This window comes from Nocardia alni (assembly GCF_019038435.1).
Lineage (GTDB): Bacteria > Actinomycetota > Actinomycetes > Mycobacteriales > Mycobacteriaceae > Nocardia > Nocardia alni.
The window spans coordinates 1-20147 of sequence record NZ_JAGPOX010000169.1 but is presented as its reverse complement, the minus strand read 5'-3'; the positions used below and the strand labels follow the sequence as shown (position 1 = coordinate 20147).

The following is a 20147-nucleotide window of genomic DNA, read 5'->3' as shown; positions in this document are numbered from 1 at the left end:
CATTTTATTTTTTTTTTTTCAAGAAGAGAACGGCATACGAGTTTAGCGAGTGTCTCGTGGGCTCGGAAATGTGTATAAGAGACGGGCATGGGCGGGGGCGGGGCCTGCCTTCGCGCTGCTGTCGGAGTGTTTCGAACATCCGGCCAGCAGGGCCGCCGTTACCGCGACCGCGAGGGTGAGCGCGCACACCGAGCGGCCTACGCGCCCGCGTTCGGCGCGTGGACGGGACGGGAGGCTCGGCTCAGCTGTCTGCGAGGCGCGCCGCGTCGATGATTCTCTCCGCTTGGCCTGTCGCACGCCGCGAACGCGCATTCCGAACTCCTTCTTGCCGCCACACCGCGGCCCGACTGCACATGTTCTGTCCCTACCGCAGGAACCGCCGCTCCGGGCGAGAATGCGGGCCGCCGACGCCCCGGGGTGGTTCATGCGGACTTCTTTATCTGACCATGATCGCGCACCCGACCCGCCCGCCGGGGTCGCGTGTCGGACAGCGGGTGCGGTTCACGCCACTATTGGGCATGCGACCGAATGTCGGTGGTCGGGGTTACGGTGGATCTGCCCATATCGGCCTGAACAGGAGACGAGGTTGTCTACAGACCCACCGTCCGGTTTCGTCCTCGAAGATCTGACCGTCGGTTCGTTCGCCCACGGCTTCGGCACCACCGATGACGGTCGCCCGTTCGCGTTCCGTACGGTGCGCACCATATTGACCCTCGAGATCTACCGGCCCGACCTGGACGCCGATGTGCCGGGTCCGGAGGATGTCGTGGCCGTCGCCCGCACCCCGGTCACCGATATCGACCTCGACGACGCGCGCAGCGTCGAGGCGCTGGTGTGCGATCTGCTGCCCGTGGCCGAGTCGACCGGCGGCGCGCACGACGGTATCCCGCGTGAATCCACCACCGTGCGCGCTCAGCTACTGCGGCGGCTGGGTTCGGTGATCGACCGTTCGGCCTGATCCGTCCGTTGTCGCACCGCGATCTGAATGGTTCGGCGGTGGCCATCGGCGTCACAGCCGCGTGTGAACAGCCGAAATGGGCGGCTCAACGCTCTCGCCGTCCCCGGTCAGGCACTCGTGGTCATTGGGTTCGGCTGCGAGCAGGTCACCCTGCGGGGCGCGCGTGTACAGCCGCGGGCATCGTCACCGAGGTCGGCCCGGGCGTGGCACCCTGCCGGGCGCGCGGGTGCCCAACCGGTCGGTCAGGCGGTCAGCACGATCGCGCCAGAACCGGGCAAGTATCTCGTGCCCGGTGTGCGGTAGCACGGTCTCGGTTCCGGTCGGACAGTGCGCGCGTCGAGAGGTGAATTCGCCGCGATCGCGCCGGGTTTGTGTGGGAGGCGGCCTTTCGGGCGGGGTGCGTGCCAGACTGTTCGAGAAGTTCCGTTAACTTGGAGTCACTTCGACGCCGGTGAGGATGTGGATGGTAGTGCGCGGATCGGCTCGGCCGGTAAGTCGGACACGAGGGTCGGCGAGGGTGCGAGCATCCTGCGGCGGGGCCGGGACGGTGTTCGCCACACCTGCGTCCGCGCGACCCGGGGCCGGGTTCGCCAAGCTCGCGGCCGTTGCGATGCTGCTGGCGAGCGTGACCGTGGTGGCCGCGTGCAGCAGCGATCCGGACGAGGCGTCCGTGGGCGCGGCCCGCTCCTCGGCCTATGCGGCACTCAGCTCTTCCTCGCAGGCCGCGTCGGTCAGTTCGGCGGCGCGGCCACCCATTCCGACCGCGGCGCAGTTGGACGCCCAGCTGAAGCGGGCATTGGATCCCTCGCTGCCGGACAGCGTCCGCACGAACCTGATCCAGGACGGTGCCGCGTTCTCCTCCTCGATCCCGGATCTCTACAAGGCGCTGCACAACAATCCGCACGCGGTGTACGGGGTGGTGGATCCGGTGTTCGACAATCACGACGGGACGCTGACCGCGACCGTCCGCCTGGACAAGACCGGCACCGGGGAGAACGTGCGCACCAGCATCATCCACTTCATCGATATCGACAGCACCTGGAAGGTCTCCCGCGACGATCTGTGCGGAATCCTGCGCGCGGCCGACTACGCCACCACCGCCTGCGGCTGACCTCGCGTGGACGACAGGGTCGAGCACACGGTGGTGCGGATGTCCGGCAGCGAACACGCGAACGCCCGACTCGCCAGGCCCGCGGGTGAGGATGCGGTGACACGCATGGCGCAGTCCGATCATGCACCCGCTGAATCGACGGTCGTCGGTCGCGTGCGGCCGTGGCAGACAGAGGTCGTAGCGGCATTCGGGTGGACTGCGAGCACGCGCGGAACACTCCGAGCGGCGGCGTCCGAGTGGAACATGCCGACAGCGCGTCGGCTCAGCTGCGCGCGGCCATGGACCGGCCGGCCGCGCCGTTCGGACACGGCTTGGGTACGGTACGGGCGTTCGAGGCGGCCGGTCGATGCCGTCGTGAACGTAGCGGAACCAGGGAGCCGGTGCGCCCGGCCGCGCAACCGAGTCGGACGCTGGCGGGGTGATGTCGTGAACGTAGTGCGGTGCGGCGAACTTCGGGCACGACGTGCCCGGCGCCCGACGGCGCCCGGTGTCGGCGAGGCGCGGTCGTGAGCCGCACCGGGGGGACCGCGGTCGAGCCGAGGCCGGTCGGAGGACCGGATCCGGTGTCGGAGGGCCGATTTCGGGCGTTCGCGTTGGGGTGGGGCCGGTGGGTGTATCGCCATCGATATCTGGTGGTGGCGGTGTTCGCGCTCGCGGTGGTGGCGTCCGGGATCTACGGGCGGGATCTGGGGCCGCGGCTGACGCAGGGTGGCTGGTTCGATGATCGCAGTGAATCGGTGGTCGCCTCGAAGCTCGCCGATGAGACGTTCGGGCGGGACACCGACGCGGACGTGATCGTGCTCTACACCGCCCCGCCCGGCACGACGATCGACAACCCGCGCGTGTATTCCGCCGTGCGCCAAGCTTTGTCGGATCTGCGGGCACGGTATCCGGGGCGGATCAGGAAGATCGACAGTTACTTCGACGGTCCGGTGATGGGCCGGTTCGCCGACGCCTCGCGCACGCACGCGTTCGCCAGTATCGGGCTGCGCGGGCAGGACACCGAGACGGTGAACAACTATCTGGCCATCGAGGATCACCTGGGCGCGGGGCCGGCCGGAAGCGGCCCGGGCGGGACCACGGTCCAGTTGGCGGGACTGCAACCGGTGGTCGAGGGAATCAACCTGGGCATGCAGCACGACATCCGGCGGGCCGAGCTGATCGCGCTGCCGCTCGTGGCGATCCTGCTGTACTTCCTGTTCGGCGGCCTGCTCGGGGCGCTGCTGCCGGTGCTGATCGGCGGGATGACGATCCTGGGCACCCAGGGCGGGCTGCGGCTGCTGACTGATTTCATCCAGGTGAACGTGTTCGCCAGTGCCGTGGTCACTCTCGTGAGTCTCGGGCTCGCGATCGACTACGGACTGTTCGCGGTGACCCGATTCCGGGAGGAGTTGCACGCCGGGAACAGCGTCGAGGAGGCGACCGCGCGGACCGTGGCCACCGCGGGCCGCACGGTGCTGTTCTCGGCGGCGATCATCGCGGTCAGCCTGGGTGCGCTGTTCATCTATCCGCATCAGGTGCTGCGGTCGGTGCCCTACGGGGGGATCAGTGCGGTGCTGCTGGCCGCGGTGCTGTCGGTGACGGCGCTGCCGGCGTTGCTGGGCATCGTCGGGGAGCGGATCGATCTGTGGGGCTGGCATCGGCTGGCCAGCGTGCGCAACACCGAAAGCGCCGAGGTGGGAACGGTTTTCCGGGACGAGCGCGGACAGGGTTTCTTCTCGGACCTGGCACTGTTCGCGATGCGCCGGCCCGTACGGGTGATCGTGCCGGTGGTGCTGGCACTGCTGGCATTGCTGATCCCGTTCCGGCACATCGCCTTCGGCGGGTTGAGCGAAAAGTATCTGGCGTCCGGCAATCCGGCGCGGGTGGCGCAGGAGCATTTCGACGCGCTGTTCCCCGACTTCCGCACCGAACCGTTGAAACTGGTTGTGGTGGGCGCGAATCCGCAGCAGCTGTCGGACATCCGATTCCAGGCCGACTACGCGCCCGGGATCACCGGACCGTTCGAGGCGGCCGCGCCGACCACGCACGGCGTGGACGTGCTCTCGGCCGGACTGGTCGACCAGACCCATCCGGACGCGGCGATCGAGCTGGTGCGCTCGATACCGGCCCCGCCCGGGGTGCGGATCATGGCGGCCGGGGTCCCGGCGCTGGAATACGACAGCATTCGCGGGCTCATCGACGGACTGCCGGAACTGGCGACGATCCTGGTGCTCGCGGCGATCGTGCTGATGTACGCGGCATTTCGCTCATTGGTGCTTGCGATCAAGGCCGTGGTCATGAGCGCGCTGAGCCTGGGCGCCACCCTGGGCGTGCTGACCTGGATCTTCGTCGAGGGCCACGGTGCGCGATGGCTCGGCTTCACCCCGGGCCCGCTGATGTTCGCGGTATTGGTGCTGATCGTGACGGTCCTGTTCGGGATGTCCACCGACTACGAGGTGTTCCTGCAATCGCGAATGACCGAGGCCCGCGCGGCCGGCGCGCCACCCGCTGAGGCCATCCGCTACGGAATCGCGCACACCGGCCGGGTGATCACCTCCGCCGCGGCGATCCTGATCGTGGTAACCGGCGCGTTCGGCTTCTCCGACCTGGCGCTGATGAAATACATCGCCTACGGCATGATCGCCGCACTCATCCTGGACGCCACCGTGATTCGGCTGTTCCTGACACCGGCGGTACTGAAACTGGTGTGGCGGTAGCACATCACGCGCGGTGGGCGTGCGGGCTGGGCGAGGGTGTCAGCGGCGCAGGGGCAGGACGAGTTGGGCGCCGGTGATCGGGTGGTCGATGACCTCGACCGGGTGCTGGTAGACGCGGGTGAGCAGGTCGGTGGTGAGGATGTCGCGGGGTGGGCCGGCGGCGGCGAGGCGGCCGGATTCCAGGACCGCGATGCGGTCGGCGTAGGCGGCGGCGACACCGAGGTCGTGCAGGACCACCACGACGGCGGCTCCGGCGGCGGCGCGGTCGCGCGCGAGGTGCAGCACGGCCTCCTGGTGGCCGAGGTCCAGGGCGGCGGTGGGCTCGTCCAGGAGCAGTGTGTGGGTGTGCTGAGCCAGCACGCGGGCCAGGGCCACGCGGGCGCGCTCACCGCCGGACAGCGCCGGGAACGGCCGTGCGGCAAGGTGATTCACGTCGGTGGCGGCCATGGCCTCGGCGATCACGGTATCGTCGTCGGCGTTGCGCGGGGTGCGGGCCCAGGGCGCGCGGCCCATGGCGACGACCTCGCGGGCGGTGAACGGGAATCCGACGGTGTGGTTCTGCGGCAACACCGCGCGCCGCCGAGCCATATCGACCGTGGCCCACTGCGTCAACGGTCGGCCATCGAGTTCCACAGTGCCCGTGGATAATTCGATTTCCCCGGACAGCGCTGCCAGCAGCGTCGACTTGCCCGCCCCATTGGGCCCGACCAGCGCCAGGATCTCACCGGCCACCACGTCCAGATCCACGCGCTCCAGCACGCCTCGCCCACCCCGCTCGACACTGACCTCCTGGGCCCGCAGCGTCACCGTCCCGGCCTCGGGCTGGTCCGGAACACCGTGCTCGCGCACGAACATCCGCGTGAGGGTTCGCGTGGCCTCACTCATGCCCATCCTCCCGAGCGGGCGCGGGTGCGGCGCAGCAGCCAGAAGAAGAACGGACCGCCGACCAGGGAGGTGAGCATGCCCAGCGGTAGGTCGGCGTTGGTTACCAGATCGCGGGCGCCGATGTCGGCGGCCAGCAGCACGACCGCGCCCAGGATCGCCGATAAGGGGATCAGCACCCGGTGCGCGGGGCCCACGAGCATGCGCACCACGTGCGGCACGATCAGGCCCACGAACAGGATGATGCCGGTGAACGCCACGCCTGCGGTAGCCAGCACCGCGACGACGAGGATCACGTTGCGCCGCAACCGTTCCACGTCCACCCCGAGGTGCCGGGCGGCGGCCTCACCGAGCGCGAGCAGATCCAGGCGCGGGGCCATGAGCACCGCGGCCAGCACCCCGGCCGCGGTGAGCGGCGCGACGACGGCCACCGACTGCCACGTCGCCCCGTTCAGCGAGCCCAACTGCCAGAACACGATCTGGTCGCGCGCGGCGTCGGTCGCGGTGAACAGCAGAAACGACATCAGCCCACCGGCGAACGCGTTGACCGCCACACCGGTCAGCACCAGCGTCACGGTCTCGGTGCGCCCACCCGCACGGGACAGCAGATACACCAGCAGCGTCGTACCGAGCCCGGCCACGAACGCCCCCGCCGCCACCGACCAGGCCGCGACGAACGCCCCACCGGTCACGATCACCACACCGGCGCCCACCGCGGCCCCGGCCGACACACCGATCACCCCCGGCTCGGCAAGCGGGTTGGCGAACACCCCTTGCAACAGCGCCCCCGCCGTCGCCAGCGCCGCCCCCACGAGCACCGCCAGCACCACCCGCGGAAACCGCACCTGCAACAACGTCACCTGTCCCGCCGGATGCCTGGGCAGCGGCCCCCACGCCAGCCCGATCTTGTGCAGCACCGTCCCCACCACCTCGATCGGCGTCGTCGGCACCTGCCCGATCGTCGAGGAAATCAACGCCAACCCGACGAGCAACACGATCGACACCACGAACACGACCGTCACCCGCGAGCGCCGCTTGGCCCGGATGCCGTCCGCCACACCCGGAGTGTCGAGGTGAACCGAATCGGACCGGCCACCGACGTCCCCGGCCGGGGATGCGGCGTGCTGCGCCGATGCGCTGCGGACTGCGTCTGCCCGATCGTCGGGATGCGTTTCGCCGGTGCGGCTGGCATTCGGGAGGTCTGCCGACGCGAGCGCACCGCCCCGCATCGTATGCCGTCGTTCATCGCGGGCGGGTGTGGGTTCCGGGTCCTCACCGTCCGCCTCGAAATGCATCGAGTGCCGGTGCGCATCGGATGCCGGAGTGCGGGCGCTGCCAATCTCGGGGCAGGGCGCGTGGTCGGCACCGGGTGCGGGAGACACCTCATGGTGCCGCCGCGATGGTGTCGCCGGATCGACTGCCGGGTCTCCGTTGCGCTCGTTCATACTTCCGCCGTGCTTCGGCGCGAGTGTGGGTTCGGCCGAATTTTTCCTGTGCTCGTTGTCCTGGCTCATGCCGGGTGCACGCCGTACATGGCGTGGGCGAGGGCGGCGATGATGCGGCCGGTGTTGGGGCCGAAGCTGAGGATTTCGGTGTCGGGCATGTCGATGACTCGCTCGGCTTTTCCGGCGGTGGTCTGGGCGACGCCAGGGATCTTTGCCAGCCCGTCGACGCCGCCGATGGACTTCAGGCCGTCCGACATCACCAGGAATACGTCGGGATTCGCGCTGATCATGGCTTCGCTGGTGATCGGGACGAACGGTTCGCTGATCCCGGCCGCGGCGCCCGCGTCGGTGCCGCGCAGGGCGGTGATCAGGGCGTGCGAACCGAAGTTCGGTCCGGCCATCATGGTGATGGCGGTGCTGCGCAGGTACAGGAACGCGATCTTGGGAGCCGGGTTCTGCTGGGGCACGGCGGCGGTCGCGGCGGCGATCTCGTGCTGGGTGCGCTGGGCCAGCGCCTGTCCCTGGGCGGGCACACCGAGTGCGTCGGCCACGGCCTCGATCTGCGGGCCGACCCCGTCGAGGGTGCGGGCGGGGTCGAAGTACACCACGGTGATGCCGAGAGCTTTGAGCTGATCCCGCATGGTGGGGGTGGCGCTGACGGTGTCGGTGAGGAAGACCGTGGGTCGTTGCGCGGCAACGCCTTCGATGTTGATGCTGCCGCTGCCGCCGGCGACGTTGGGCACATTCTCGGCCGCCGGGAACGCCGCGGAGGTCGAGCGTCCCACCAGATTCTTGCCCAGTCCCAGCGCCCAGACCGTCTCGGCGAGCGTGCCGTACTGGTCGACCGCGACGATCCGGCTGGCATCGGTGACCGTCACCTGGCTGCCGTCGAACGAATGCACGGTCACCGGCAGTACCGGGTGCGGGGCGGGCCCGATCGGCACCGGATTCGGATCGTCCAGCTTCGCCGACGCCGGACCCCGCTGCCCGGCCGCGGAACCACCTGCGCCACCGGAGGATCCACACGCGCTCACTCCCACGGCGAGCAGCAGAGCCAGCAGGGCCAGCAGAAGCCGACGTCCGCGGCGTGCAGCACCGGTCCGCGCCGGGCGAGCCCACGTCGACCGGCCGCCACCCAGCACGGCCCGTCGTGCCGACGATCCGCTCGCACCCGGCTCGGCCGTGTCCATTGCTCGCACCCTCATACCTCTACCTCCGTGGCCCTCGACTCCGATATGAGCGCGGCGCCTATCGATCGAGCGACCAAGCCCTCGCCGGCCCTGTGCCCGGGCGCGAGCGAACCCGGCTCGGCGATGCTCCCCGCCGGCACGCCGCGTTCACTCGGGTCCTCACCTGGCCGGCGCCCGGCTGCGGCACGAGCGAGAAGCCCGGCTGCGCCTGTTGATCGCTCACGCATGAAGGCAAGCCTAAGAGCGTGTCGGCGCTCACACGCGATCGACCCGTCCACCGCGAGCCGGAATGTGATGGATGCTCCCGGGCTACGATTACCGTCGGTGGTCTGGACGAGCCATCGGGACCGAGTATTGCGGGGCTGCCCGGTCCCACCGCGCCTGCGGAAGACGGAAGCGTTCACCTCTGTCGGTGGTTCGGACTCTGTCGATGATTTCGGACCGATCCTGTAATACACGGCCGCGGTTAGTGTGGAGCGACCAGGCCGGTCAGCGCGGAGCGGCGCGCAGGCGATCGCCGAACCTCCACCGGAAATCCCGGGAGCGCTGGAGGCGCCACCTTGCGCGATCACAGCCGCCCAGATGGAATATGTTGCAGCGCAATCATTCTCGTCGATAGAAACCAGATATCCGACCGGTCGACAGCCGAACCGGCACGCGACCACACTCGATGCGGCGCGACCGGTCAGATACTCGCGACCGGTCAGATACTGCTGACGTCGTCCAGCGCCGCCGCGATCGCGCGCGGCAGCTCGAGCGTTTCCGCGGCCAGAATCCCGGTGAGCTGACCCATGTCCCGCGCCCCGACGAACAGGGAAGCGACCGCGGGCCGGTCCCGGACCCAGGCCAGGGCAACGGCCAGAGGTGAGGTGCCCAGCCCGTCGGCGGCGGTGACCAGGGCGTCCACGACGCGGTCGGCGTGGTCGTCGAGGCGCTCGCGGATCTGGGCGGCCGTGGACTCCGCGGCGCCACGCGAGTCGGCGGGCACGCCGCTGCGGTACTTGCCGGTCAGGATGCCCCACGCCAGGGGAGTGGTGGCGATGAGGCCGACGCCGTGGTGCTGGGCGGCGGGCACGATGTCGTGTTCGAGATTGCGGGACAGCAGCGAGTAGGGGATCTGCGCGGCGGTGATGGGCGCGGCGCACGCCATCGTGGCCAGCTGCCAGGCGTCCAGGCCGCGCACGCCGCCGTACCGGACCTTGCCCGAGCGGACCGCGTCGTCCAGGGTCTGGGTGATCTCGTCCAAGGGGGTGTGCGGATCCCAGGCCGCCACGCTCCAGATATCCAGATAGTCGGTGCCCAGATCCAGCAGGGTGCGGTCGAGCTGGCGCAGCAGGGTGCGCCGCGAGGCGTCCACGCGCCAGCGCAGTTCGGTGGCGGGCGCGCCGTCGGGGGCGGTGACCGGGACGGCGGCCAGGCCCGCGCAGCCGCTGATCACCAGGTCGTCGCGTGGCACCAGCTCGTTGACGAGTTCGCCGAGAATGCGCTGGGCGGCCCCTCCGGCGTAGGCGGGCGAGGTGTCCAGCAGGGTGCCCCCGGACTCCACGAAGGCCACCAGCTGCACCGCCGCGTCGTCCGCGTCGGTCTCCCGCCCCCAGGTGTGCGTAGCCAGACCTATCCGGGAGACCCGTAGTCCACTGCGCCCCACCGCCCGCTGTTCCATCACCGTGCCCACACTTCCGTCACATCCGACAGGCCCGTCACATTCAAGAGCGTAGGGCCCCAATCCGTTCAGAACCGGCTATGGTCTCACGAACCGCCGCACCGATTCATCCGGTACGTCCGGTCCGCCCGCGCCCGCGGGGTGGCGCCGTGGTTGCCACCCGTGTGCTGCATTATCCGACAGCCGCGCGAGAGCGCCGCACCGCGACCCGATCGCACAGCGGAAACGCCAGGTAGCGGACGTGCCGTACCAAGCCGGGCCGCCGCGCGTCCCATCGCCGGTGAAATCGGCCGCACGGGAGTCGAATTCGCTGTTCGCGCCGCGGATGCCGCGCCGTCGCCCGCGCGCGGTCGTACCCGCGGCACGGCATCGCCTAGGCTGAGGACATGACGGTGATCCTGCTGCGGCATGGGATGTCGACGTCGAATACGGCGCATACCCTCGCCGGGCGCACCCCGGGGGTGGAGTTGACCGACCGCGGTCGCGAACAGGCGCGCACGGTGGCGGAACGGCTGGCGCCGTTGCCCATCGAGCACATCGTGGCCTCCCCGCTGCTGCGTTGCCGGCGCACGGTCGCCCCGCTGGCCGAGAAGCTGGGCCTCGAGCCCGAGACCGAGGAACGCCTGGCCGAGGTCGACTACGGCGACTGGACCGGCCGCAAGCTGTCGGAGTTGGTGAAGGAGCCGCTGTGGAAGGTGGTGCAGCAGCACGCCTCCGGCGCGGTCTTCCCCGGCGGTGAGGGTCTGGCGCAGGTGCAGCACCGCGCGGTGGCCGCGATCCGCGAGCACGACCGGCGGTTCACCGAGCTGCACGGCCGCGACGCGCTGTGGGTGGCGTGTTCGCACGGCGATGTGATCAAGGCGATCCTGGCCGACGCGTTCGGCATCCACCTGGACGGTTTCCAGCGGCTGATGGTCGACACCGCCTCGATCAGCGTCGTGCGGTACACCCCGACCGCCCCCTACGTGTGGCGGGTCAACGACACCGGCGCGGACCTGTCCGCGCTGGCGGTGCCCGCCGAGCAGCGCTCGCGCGAACGCGCCGGACCGGTCCCGGGCGGCGAGGTCGATCCGGAACCGGCCGACGGCGAACCCGCGACCGGATCCACCGGCGCCGAGCAGGGCGGCGAGCCCGTCGCTTCGGCCGCGACCGGGGCGGATCGAGTCGGCGAGGGCGCCGAGGATACGGCCGCGGGGCGTTCACCAGTAGCAGATGCGGATAATGGGAATGTGCGACGCCCCGATTCTTTGTAGTGAGCAGTGTGGTCTCAGGAGGTGCAGATGAGCCGAGCAATCCACGTGTTTCGCACCCCCGATCGTTTCGTCGCCGGGACTGTCGGTGAACCGGGCGATCGCTCCTTCTATTTGCAGGCCGTGCAGGAGGTGCGGGTGGTCAGCGTGCTGCTGGAGAAGCAGCAGGTCAAGGTCCTCGCCGATCGGATGGGTCTGCTACTGGACGAGGTGGCGCGCAGATTCGGCGCCAGCGTCCCGCCCCAGGCCGACGACGTGAACGACAACGGCCCGCTACAGACCCCGATCGACGCGGAATTCCGGGTCGGCACCATGGGCCTGGGCTGGGATGCCGACGCGAACGCGGTGGTGGTGGAGCTGCTGGCGATCACCGAGACGGAGGTCGACGAATCGGTGGTGCTCGACGACACCGAGGAGGGCCCCGACGCGGTCCGGGTGTTCCTGACACCGATCCAGGCGCGGGAGTTCGCGCTGCGGTCGGCGCGGGTGATCGCGGCGGGTCGTCCGCCGTGCCCGCTGTGCGGGGAACCGCTGTCGACGAAGGGGCACATGTGTGTGCGCACCAACGGGTACAAACGCGGCGACATCTTCGGCGCGGGCGACCTCGAGGAAGACTGAGCGTATGCGTTGCCGGCGACCACTGTCACCGCATGTGCCGGAAGCAGGCGAGCGATGGGCACAACGGGTGCCGTACGCGGTGGAAGTGAGCGTCAGCGAGGTGCGGCTATGAGCGCAACGGAGAGATCTATCGGCGTCGCGCACCACGGAGCCGAGCGCCGGCGAGGTGGAGTCGTGAGCGGAGCGCGGCGTGCGAGTGGTGACGGGGTAGGGCTGTGAGCGACGTCTGCGATCCTTTCTACGCCGGTGATCTGGAGATCGTCGGGCGTATCAGCACGGCGAGCAATCTGACCCTGGTGTGCGAGATCGGACCCGACGGGACGGTCCGGGAGACCGGCCGGTCGCCCGGTGCCCGGCTGGCGCGGGTGTCCGATGCATCCGATGCGGGTGTGCGCGTGGTGTACAAACCGGTGCGCGGGGAGCGGCCGCTGTGGGATTTCCCCGACGGCACCCTGGCCGGTCGCGAGGTGGCCTCGTATCTGGTGTCCAAGGCGCTGGGCTGGACGGTGATTCCCGAGACGATCCTGCGGGAGGGGCCGCTGGGTCCCGGCATGGTGCAACGCTGGATCGACTCGGTCGACAACCACAACGAGCGCGGCGTCCGCCTGGATCTGGTGGATCTGGTGCCCGCGGGCGCGGTGCCCGAGGGATTCCGGGAGGTGCTGCGCGCGGTGGACGGCGGCGGCGCGGAGGTCTCGCTGGTGCACGCCGACGATCCCCGCCTGCAGCGCATGGCGGTGCTGGACGTGCTGCTGAACAACGCCGACCGCAAGGGCGGGCACGCGCTCGAGAGCCCGGACGGCGGGGTGTACGGGGTCGACCACGGCATCTGCCTGCACACCGAGCCCAAGTTGCGCACCGTGCTGTGGGGATGGGCGGGCGAGCCGGTCGACGAGGACCTGCTGACCGATATCGGAGTCTTCGTGAAGGCGCTGCCCGGTGAGATCGGCGACACGCTGTCCGAGCACATCACCGACGAGGAGATCCGGGCCCTGGGCAAACGCGCACGCCGCCTGCTCAACGATCCGGTGATGCCCCTGCCCCGCAGTTCCCGCCCGATCCCCTGGCCCGCGTTCTGATCTGATCACCGCGTTCCCACTGTCGGCCGGGACCGCTCGAATGAACCGACAGCGCTGCCGTGTACGGAATCGGTGACATGCTGCTCGAGCACATCACCGACCAGGAATTCGCTGCCTCCAGCGCACGTGGTCAGCGGCTGCCGAGTGATTCGGTCATGCCGCCTGAGTGCCTCGGCGGACCGCTCGAGGCGGCGCGAGTGCGAGGAAGGTGTGACCGTTGCTGAACAGTGCGGCGAGGACGGTCGAGCCGACCAGGTCAGTTCGATCTGCGCGGACGGCAACGCGTTCGGGCCCCCGGACCATGGGCAGCGCGGCACGTCCAGCAACCCGACGATGCCGGCACGGTTCGCGCTGAACGCCCAGACTCAGAATCCGCTGCTGGGCAAGGATCCGACCACTGGGGGGATCTGGTCGCCGGACCGTCGGGTCGGGTGCGCTCGCGGGCTGTATCGGGCACGTTCGGGCCTGCGAGATTGCAACCGTTGTCATTCGGCAGCGTATGCCTCGATGCAGGTCGTGGTGGGTGTCCGGGAGTGGGATACACCACCGCTGAGCGGGGGTGGTCCACATCCGGGTCGATCACACCTTTACTCTCGAATAATGCAGTCCTGGTCCGATATCGCCGTCCCGACCGTCCCCGGATCAGGACCGCCGTTGCGTTTGTACGACACCGCCGACCGGCAGGTGCGCCCGGTCACGCCCGGGGCGGCCGCCACCATGTACGTGTGCGGCATCACCCCGTACGACGCCACCCATCTCGGGCACGCGGCCACGTATCTGGCGTTCGATCTGGTGAATCGGGTGCTGCGCGACGGCGGGCACGAGGTGCACTACGTGCAGAACACCACCGACGTGGACGATCCGCTGTTCGAGCGCGCCGAACGCGACGGAGTGGACTGGCGTGATCTGGGCACCCGCGAGATCGCCCTGTATCGCGAGGATATGACCGCGTTGCGAGTGCTGCCGCCGCGCGACTACATCGGTGCGATCGAGTCGGTCGGCGAGGTCGTGGAACTGGTGGACAAGCTGCTGGCGTGCGGGGCGGCCTACGTCGTGGACGACGCCGAGTTCCCCGACGTCTACTTCCGCCACGACGCGACCGAGCAGTTCGGATACGAGTCCGGATACGACCGCGCGACGATGGACCGGTTGTTCGCCGAGCGCGGCGGAGATCCGCAGCGTCCGGGCAAGCGTGATCCGATCGATGCGCTGCTGTGGCGGGCGGCCCGTCCGGGGGAGCCGTCGTGGCCGTCACCGTTCGGCACGGGGCGCCCGGGCTGGCATATCGAGTGCGCCGCGATCGCGTTGAACCGGATCGGCCCCGAATTCGACATCCAGGGCGGCGGCAGCGATCTGATCTACCCGCACCACGAGTATTCCGCCGCGCACGCCGAGGCGCTGGTGGCCGGTCGCCGCTTCGCCCGCCACTATGTGCACGCCGGGCTGATCGGGCTGGACGGGGAGAAGATGTCCAAGTCGCGCGGCAACCTGGTGTTCGTATCGAAACTGCGGGCGACGGGCGTGGATCCAGCGGCGGTGCGGCTGGGCCTGTTCGCCGGGCACTACCGCCAGGACCGCGAATGGTCCGACACGGTGCTGGCCGAGGCCCTCTCCCGCCTGGACACCTGGCAGCGCGCCACGTCCCTGGCCTCGGGCCCGTCCGCGGAGGACACCATCGCCCGCCTGCGCCAGCACTTGGCCGACGACCTGGACACCCCCAAGGCCCTTGCCGCCGTGGACAATTGGGCACACCAAGCCCTCACCTACGGCGGCCCGGACCCCTCTTCCCCCGCAGCCCTCGCCACCGCTGTCGACGCACTGCTCGGCATCCGGCTCTGAACCCGGCTCCGATCACGGAGCGCGCCGAAGGTACGTCCCATGCCGGCATCCGGCTCTTATTGCGGACCCGAGCGACGTCCGTGTCGCGGCGTGGGCTCTCCCGTCCGATTCCCGACGATTCCGGGTACCTGCCGCAGGCCGCCGGCGGGCCGTTGCGGGGACCCTGCGCCGCGCCGGTCGACGCCCCGATCGGTCGTCCTTGGCGTTGCTCAACCTGGATGCCCGGCGCATCCGGCCTGATGCTGCATTTTTGCGCCTCGAAACGCGGGTTTCCGACAATTCGGCCCGAAGAATGCAGCCGGAGGCCGGTTCTCCCGCACCGACCCGCCACCACGCCCACGACCCACCGGGCATCAGCGCACGATCACCACACCGAACAACACTCTGCGTGCCGACTCCGCACTGCCATGCGACAACCCGGCCTCCCGCTACATTCTCAGCGTCGAATCGTCGGTTTCCGGACGGATCGGGCCGCAGAATGTAGTGGGAGGCCGGTTCTCCGGGCCGCTCGCCGCGATGCCGACCGGACGCCGCGCTCATGGCCGGTTCTCAGGCACGGCCGCGACCACAGTGCACACGGCGAGCCGACTGCCCATCACCACACGAAGGACAACCCGGCCTATCGCTGCATTTTCCGGCCAGGATTCGCGGAAAGCGGAGGATTCGGTGCGGAAAATGTAGCGTCAGGCCGGACCGACGGCCGTGGTCCGCTGCTGATCACCCTGGGGGCCGACGTCGCGTCGGGGTGGATGTCACAGTGCTGGGTGCTGTCTCGTCGTTCCGCTGAGTGAAGGGAGACAGGGCATGTCACTGTTGCATACGGGGCAGTCGGCGCCGTTTCTGGTGCGGGCGGACGAGGCGGAGGTGCTGGGAGCGGCGCCTATGAGTATCCGGTTACTGGCGGATGGGGACGGCTCGGGCGGCGGGATCAGCGCGAGCCGCACGACGATGGCCAAGGGCACGCCGGGTGCGTTGCCGCATTATCACGAGCACACGATGGAGATGTTCTTCATCATCGAGGGTGGTCTGCACGTGCTGACCGGAGATCGGGTGGTGACCGCCCGGACCGGTGACTTCCTGCTGGTGCCGCCGAACACCCAGCACGCGTTCGCCACTCCCGAGGACACCGGCGTGGACATGCTGTTCCTGATGCCGGGCGTGGCGCGCGCGGACTACTTCCGGCTGATCGAGCGTATCCGCAGCGGTACGGCCGATCCGCAGGAGATCCTGGCCAGCCAGGAGGTCTTCGACAACCACTTCCAGCCGAGCCCGGAGTGGGAGAGGTTCATGAGCCCGGACGCGCGTACCCCGAGCGAGTGAGCACGGGTGGGTGCGACCGCTTCCTCTGATATCCGGTCGCACTCGTCACTGTCCGGTCGCTCATCACGGGAACGACTGCACCGTCGCTCGTGGGCGCCGATCTGTGTCGACGGGCGCAGGGCCGTCAACCATGCTCTGCGCTCGCATTCCAGGGGCCGTCGGCAGTGCCCGTCCGCTGTGAACGGATCGCTCGAGTGGGCTGCCATCGCCGCCGCGGTCCGAATCGTCGAATCGGCGTTGCCGCGAACCGGCCGTGCACGCGGTTCAGGCGGCGACGACCTTCGCGTAGAGCTCCTGCAAACCCGGCCAGCCGCGCGGATCCGAGACCGCGTCGCGCATGGCTTCCCAGCCCGCGCCGTGATTCTCCAGGCCCGAGTGCACGAGGGTGACGCGGGTGTGGTCGGGGTCGATCTCGGCGAAGGTGACATCCACGCGGCTGGTGCGGGCGGGATCGGGCTCGTACTGCCAGGCCAGGGAGATCGCCCAGGAGAAGGCGAAGTGGGTCGGCGGCTCCCACGCCAGGACGGTGCCCCACGGGCATTCGGTGCCGTCGGCCTCGCGGCCCAGCAGCCGTCCGCCGACCCGGGGTTCGACGATCTCCTGCACCAGTGTGCCTGTGCCGATGTGGTGTTCACGCGGCCACCAGGTGTCGATGCCGGTGGTGAACACCTGGTACGCCTTGGCGATCGGGGCATCGACGGTGAGTTCGACGCGGATCTCCTTGCCGTGCGTCTGATCGCGCTCGACCTGTGTCATGACTGCTCCTCGTCTGCGAGGCCGGCGCGCTCCGCGCGGGCCTGTCTGTTCACTTCCTCGCGAAAGGCCGACATCGCCGTCGACCAGAAGTGGGTGAAGTACGCGCACAGCGCGTCGATGCCCCGCGGGTCGAGCCGGTACACCCGGCGGGTGCCGACCGCCTGGTCGGTGACCAATCCCGCATGTTTGAGCACCTTCAGGTGCTGTGAGACGGCCGGACGGCTGACCGGCAGTTCGGCGGCGATCTCGCCGACCGCGCACGGACCGCGTCCGAGCCGTTCGAAGATCGCCCGGCGCGTGGGATCGCCGAGCGCATCCAGCGCCGCATCTTGGTAAGTACCCACGAACGGTAAGTATAGAGTTACATATAGGCTTTGACAAGCACGTTAGCCCGTAATGCGGTCAGGCCCGGCACCTCGCCGACCGCGCAGTCGACGTCGGCGATCACGCCGCACGACCGGCAGGGCAACCTCGCCGAACAACCGGCCGCACCGATTCGGGTGATATCCGTGCCTTCCGTGCCTTCCGTGCCTTCCGTGCCTTCCGTGCCTTCCGTGCCTTCCGTGCCTTCCGTGCCTTCCGTGCCTTCCGTGCCTTCCGTGTCGAGCGGTGTCCGTCGGTGTGCTGTCGGGTGCGGTCACGGGGCGCAGCACCGGCGGCCGTCTCCGGCGAGCCGTTCCCCCAGACCACAACCGGAACAGGTCCCACGTCCCGCCGATCACCGCTCCAGGATCGCGTAGCTGGGCAGCGGAGGAGCTTGCTGTGGGTTCACCGGTGGATGTGGGGGTACACCCCCCGAGCGGTGGCCGCGATGTGACCGCGAGGCCGGGCGCGGTCTAATGGACGAGACTCGATGGAGAGAAGGTGGTCAGCTGTGCGGGGTGTCGATCGAATCCGTTCGGTGCGCACACGACTGCGCGCGGGCGGCGAACTGGCCGCGGTGATCCGCAAGAATCCGCGGTTGGTGCGCGAGCTGGTCGCGGGAGTGATCGCCGGTGCCCCGCCTGCCCCGGAGCCCGCCGCGCCCCGGGCCGCCTCGACTCCAGCACAGGGCACGCCCGCGTCCTACGCCCCCGGCTCGCGCGGCCCCTCGGCCGAGGAGCGCCGCGAACGACTGGCCCCGGCCGGGATGAGCGGGTTCTCCCGGACCGCGCACGCCGAGCAGGTGCTGGACATGCCGCGCGCGACGGTATTGGCGTATCTGCGCGATCTGGACCGCCTCGGCGAATGGTTCGTGTTGCACACCGGCTGGCGCGGCGAGGCTCCCGGCCCGATCCGCAAGGGGCTGACCTTCACCCAGCGGGCGCAGATCATGGGCCTGCCGGTCGATATCGACTGGACCGTGGCCGCGGCCGGGGAGCGCGGTTTCTCCCTGCGCGGCACCGCGCCGCAGCAGGTGCGGCTGGGGTACTGGATCACGGTGTCGGGCAATGAATCCCAGTCGATCGTGGATTTCGACGCCGGTCTGGCGGGTCCGCCGGTCGACGGACCGCTGGGCGGTTCGGTGGCGCGCAGCGTGGGCGAGGCGCTGCGCGAGTCGCTGGAGCGGCTGCCCGCGGCCGTCGCGACCGCGGGACCGGCACGCATCGCACGAAAGCCGGTGCGGCACATCGCCTCCGGGCTCGACCTGGATCCCGCGACGCCGGTGCTGGTCGGGGCCGGTCAGGTAGTGCGGCGCAGTCCGGGCGAGGACTACTCCGATCCGGCAGAGCTGGCCGCGGAAGCTCTGCGCCGGGCCGCCGCCGACGCGATGGGTGCCGGAGTTGCCGCGGGCGGGGTGACCACCGGCGCCGTGAGGCCCGACGGCGGTCTGAGCGAGGACTCACCATCCGGTACTACCGCGTCTGATGACGCCGCTTCCATCGCCAACGCGACCGGTGCTGTCGCGCTGGGTGCTGTCGCATCCGATGCTGCTGTGCCTGGTGGTGTTGCAGCCGGTGCTGATGTGTCCGGTGGTGTTGCAGCCGGTGCCGATGCGCCTGGTGGCGTTGTAACCAGCGCCGACGCGTCTGGTGGTTCGGCATTCGGCGCTGCCGTGCCGGGCGGGGCCGCTTCCGCTGCCGACGTGCCTGGTGGCGTTGCGTCTGGTGCGTCTAGTGCTGCTGTGCCTGGTGCTGCGACTGTTGCCGACGCTGCCGGTGGTGTTGCGTCTGGTACCGGCGTCTTGGGTGGTGCCGGTGGCCGCTCGTCGCATGCCATCCCGGCCGCCGGTGCCGTGGCGGCTGGTGAACAGCTGCTGCATCGGGCCGACGCGGTGTTCGCCGCGGCCTGCGCGTCCTGGCAGTATCGGGATCTGGGTGCGGTGGTGGCCGAGCGGATCGGCGCGGGGACGGTCGATACCGTGCAGTCCGTCGACTTCGGCGGGGACGCCGCGCAATTGCTGATCAACGAGGCCGCCGCGGCGATCGCGGCGGGCGAATACGAGATCGTGCTGATCACCGGCGCCGAGGCCGGCGCCACCCAGGCCCTGGCGCAGCGCGCCGGGATCGACCTGCGGTGGCCCGCGCAGGATCCGGCCGCGAAACCCACCCGGACGGCGGGCATCGACAAGCCCGCCAACAACTCCGCGGAGTCCACCGCCGGTCTGATCGCTCCGATCAACATGTACGCGCTGCTGGAATCGGCCAACCGGCACCTGCTGGGCCGTACCCCCGCCGAACACGCCGACGCGATCGCTCACCTGTGGTCACGCTTGTCCTCGGTCGCCGCGAACAACGAATATGCCTGGCAGCCCGAGCAATTCACGCCTGAGCAGATCGCGACGGCCACCCCGGACAATCGGATGGTATCGAGCCCCTACACCAAACTCGAATGCGCGAACCTCCAGGTCGACATGGCCAGCGGCCTGATCATGACCAGCGTCGCGGCCGCCCAGGACGCCGGAATCCCGCAGGAGGCATGGGTTTTCCCGCACGCGGGCGCCTCCGGGCACGACGAGTGGTTCGTCAGCGAGCGCGCCGGCCTGGCCGAGTCTCCGGCCATCCGCACCCTAGGCGCGGCGGCGCTCGAGCACGCCGGCATCGGCGTCGAGCAGCTGACTCACGTGGACCTGTACGCGTGTTTCCCGGTGGCGGTGCAGATCGCCGCGCGCGAACTCGGGCTGCCCCTGGACGATCCGGACGGTCCGCTGTCGGTGACCGGCGGGCTCACCTTCGGCGGCGGACCGGGCAACAACTACACCGGGCACGCGGTCGCCTCCCTGCTGCCCGCGTTGCGTGCCGACCCGGGCGGCTACGGCCTGGCGACCGCTCTGGGCTGGTACCTGACAAAACATTCGGTGGGCGTGTATTCGGCCACCCCGCCGCGTACCGGATTCCGGCACCTGACGCCCTTCATC

14 protein-coding genes and 2 pseudogenes are annotated in these 20147 nt (G+C 69.7%); 9 read left to right on the top strand and 7 right to left on the bottom strand.

Annotated elements, in window-relative coordinates; translation table 11 throughout:
- Positions 1 to 586: 586 nt before the first annotated feature.
- The 3 genes from JZ791_RS38560 to JZ791_RS38550 all read left to right on the top strand — a co-directional run bounded on the left by JZ791_RS38560 (position 587) and on the right by JZ791_RS38550 (position 4768).
- A complete protein-coding gene (locus JZ791_RS38560) occupies positions 587 to 958 on the top strand; it encodes a hypothetical protein (protein WP_216902008.1) in 372 nt (123 codons plus the stop codon).
- A gap of 517 nt (positions 959 to 1475) precedes the next feature.
- Positions 1476 to 2069 (top strand): WKL family lipoprotein, encoded by a 594-nt coding sequence (locus tag JZ791_RS38555; RefSeq protein WP_308163369.1) that lies wholly within the window; start codon positions 1476 to 1478, stop codon positions 2067 to 2069.
- Between the two features lie 506 nt (positions 2070 to 2575).
- Positions 2576 to 4768 (top strand): MMPL family transporter, encoded by a 2193-nt coding sequence (locus JZ791_RS38550; RefSeq protein ID WP_308163368.1) that lies wholly within the window; start codon positions 2576 to 2578, stop codon positions 4766 to 4768.
- 39 nt (positions 4769 to 4807) lie between these two features.
- Here JZ791_RS38550 and JZ791_RS38545 read toward each other — a convergent pair whose 3' ends face one another.
- From JZ791_RS38545 to JZ791_RS38530, 4 genes are all read right to left on the bottom strand, one after another.
- Complete coding sequence (locus tag JZ791_RS38545) at positions 4808 to 5623, bottom strand: heme ABC transporter ATP-binding protein (protein WP_216902016.1); 816 nt, start codon at positions 5621 to 5623, stop codon at positions 4808 to 4810.
- Between the two features lie 26 nt (positions 5624 to 5649).
- Complete coding sequence (locus JZ791_RS38540; RefSeq protein ID WP_216902014.1) at positions 5650 to 6708, bottom strand: FecCD family ABC transporter permease; 1059 nt, start codon at positions 6706 to 6708, stop codon at positions 5650 to 5652.
- A gap of 452 nt (positions 6709 to 7160) precedes the next feature.
- Positions 7161 to 8294, bottom strand: a complete 1134-nt coding sequence (locus JZ791_RS38535; protein ID WP_438804605.1) for a heme/hemin ABC transporter substrate-binding protein — start codon at positions 8292 to 8294, stop codon at positions 7161 to 7163.
- A 694-nt stretch (positions 8295 to 8988) separates the two neighbouring features.
- The gene (locus JZ791_RS38530) at positions 8989 to 9948 is read right to left on the bottom strand and encodes an aldo/keto reductase (RefSeq protein WP_216902011.1); all 960 of its coding nucleotides are present in this window, start codon (positions 9946 to 9948) and stop codon (positions 8989 to 8991) included.
- Positions 9949 to 10334: 386 nt separating this feature from the next.
- Here JZ791_RS38530 and JZ791_RS38525 point away from each other — a divergent pair, with 386 nt between their 5' ends.
- From JZ791_RS38525 to JZ791_RS38505, 5 genes are all read left to right on the top strand, one after another.
- The gene (locus tag JZ791_RS38525; RefSeq protein ID WP_216902006.1) at positions 10335 to 11201 is read left to right on the top strand and encodes a histidine phosphatase family protein; all 867 of its coding nucleotides are present in this window, start codon (positions 10335 to 10337) and stop codon (positions 11199 to 11201) included.
- A gap of 27 nt (positions 11202 to 11228) precedes the next feature.
- Entirely contained in the window at positions 11229 to 11816 is a 588-nt protein-coding gene (locus JZ791_RS38520) for a DUF3090 domain-containing protein (protein WP_216902004.1), read from the top strand.
- A 215-nt stretch (positions 11817 to 12031) separates the two neighbouring features.
- Positions 12032 to 12895 (top strand): SCO1664 family protein, encoded by an 864-nt coding sequence (locus tag JZ791_RS38515; RefSeq protein WP_216902002.1) that lies wholly within the window; start codon positions 12032 to 12034, stop codon positions 12893 to 12895.
- A gap of 600 nt (positions 12896 to 13495) precedes the next feature.
- The gene (gene mshC / locus JZ791_RS38510) at positions 13496 to 14734 is read left to right on the top strand and encodes a cysteine--1-D-myo-inosityl 2-amino-2-deoxy-alpha-D-glucopyranoside ligase (protein ID WP_216902001.1); all 1239 of its coding nucleotides are present in this window, start codon (positions 13496 to 13498) and stop codon (positions 14732 to 14734) included.
- An 804-nt stretch (positions 14735 to 15538) separates the two neighbouring features.
- Positions 15539 to 16054 carry a cupin domain-containing protein gene (locus tag JZ791_RS38505; RefSeq protein WP_216902000.1) on the top strand — a complete coding sequence of 172 codons (516 nt, stop codon included), beginning with the start codon at positions 15539 to 15541 and terminating at the stop codon, positions 16052 to 16054.
- A gap of 264 nt (positions 16055 to 16318) precedes the next feature.
- On the opposite strand, the gene JZ791_RS38500 is transcribed toward JZ791_RS38505, so the two are convergent.
- The 3 genes and pseudogenes from JZ791_RS38500 to JZ791_RS45650 all read right to left on the bottom strand — a co-directional run.
- Positions 16319 to 16810 carry an SRPBCC family protein gene (locus tag JZ791_RS38500; RefSeq protein WP_216901999.1) on the bottom strand — a complete coding sequence of 164 codons (492 nt, stop codon included), beginning with the start codon at positions 16808 to 16810 and terminating at the stop codon, positions 16319 to 16321.
- Entirely contained in the window at positions 16807 to 17154 is a 348-nt protein-coding gene (locus JZ791_RS38495) for an ArsR/SmtB family transcription factor (protein ID WP_216901996.1), read from the bottom strand. Before JZ791_RS38495 ends, JZ791_RS38500 begins: the two co-directional genes overlap by 4 nt.
- A 53-nt stretch (positions 17155 to 17207) precedes the next feature.
- Positions 17208 to 17273, bottom strand: a pseudogene (locus JZ791_RS45650) (hypothetical protein); the annotation flags it as partial.
- Positions 17274 to 17684: 411 nt separating this feature from the next.
- Here JZ791_RS45650 and JZ791_RS38490 point away from each other — a divergent pair.
- Positions 17685 to 20147, top strand: a pseudogene (locus tag JZ791_RS38490) (SRPBCC family protein); the annotation flags it as partial.

Coding starts and splice junctions, on each gene's coding strand:
- JZ791_RS38525 (WP_216902006.1), top strand. CDS start 10,335: ATGACGGTGATCCTGCTGCGGCATGGGATGTCGACGTCGAATACGGCG.
- JZ791_RS38505 (WP_216902000.1), top strand. CDS start 15,539: ATGTCACTGTTGCATACGGGGCAGTCGGCGCCGTTTCTGGTGCGGGCG.
- JZ791_RS38545 (WP_216902016.1), bottom strand. CDS start 5,623: ATGTTCGTGCGCGAGCACGGTGTTCCGGACCAGCCCGAGGCCGGGACG.
- JZ791_RS38520 (WP_216902004.1), top strand. CDS start 11,229: ATGAGCCGAGCAATCCACGTGTTTCGCACCCCCGATCGTTTCGTCGCC.
- mshC (WP_216902001.1), top strand. CDS start 13,496: ATGCAGTCCTGGTCCGATATCGCCGTCCCGACCGTCCCCGGATCAGGA.
- JZ791_RS38500 (WP_216901999.1), bottom strand. CDS start 16,810: ATGACACAGGTCGAGCGCGATCAGACGCACGGCAAGGAGATCCGCGTC.
- JZ791_RS38530 (WP_216902011.1), bottom strand. CDS start 9,948: ATGGAACAGCGGGCGGTGGGGCGCAGTGGACTACGGGTCTCCCGGATA.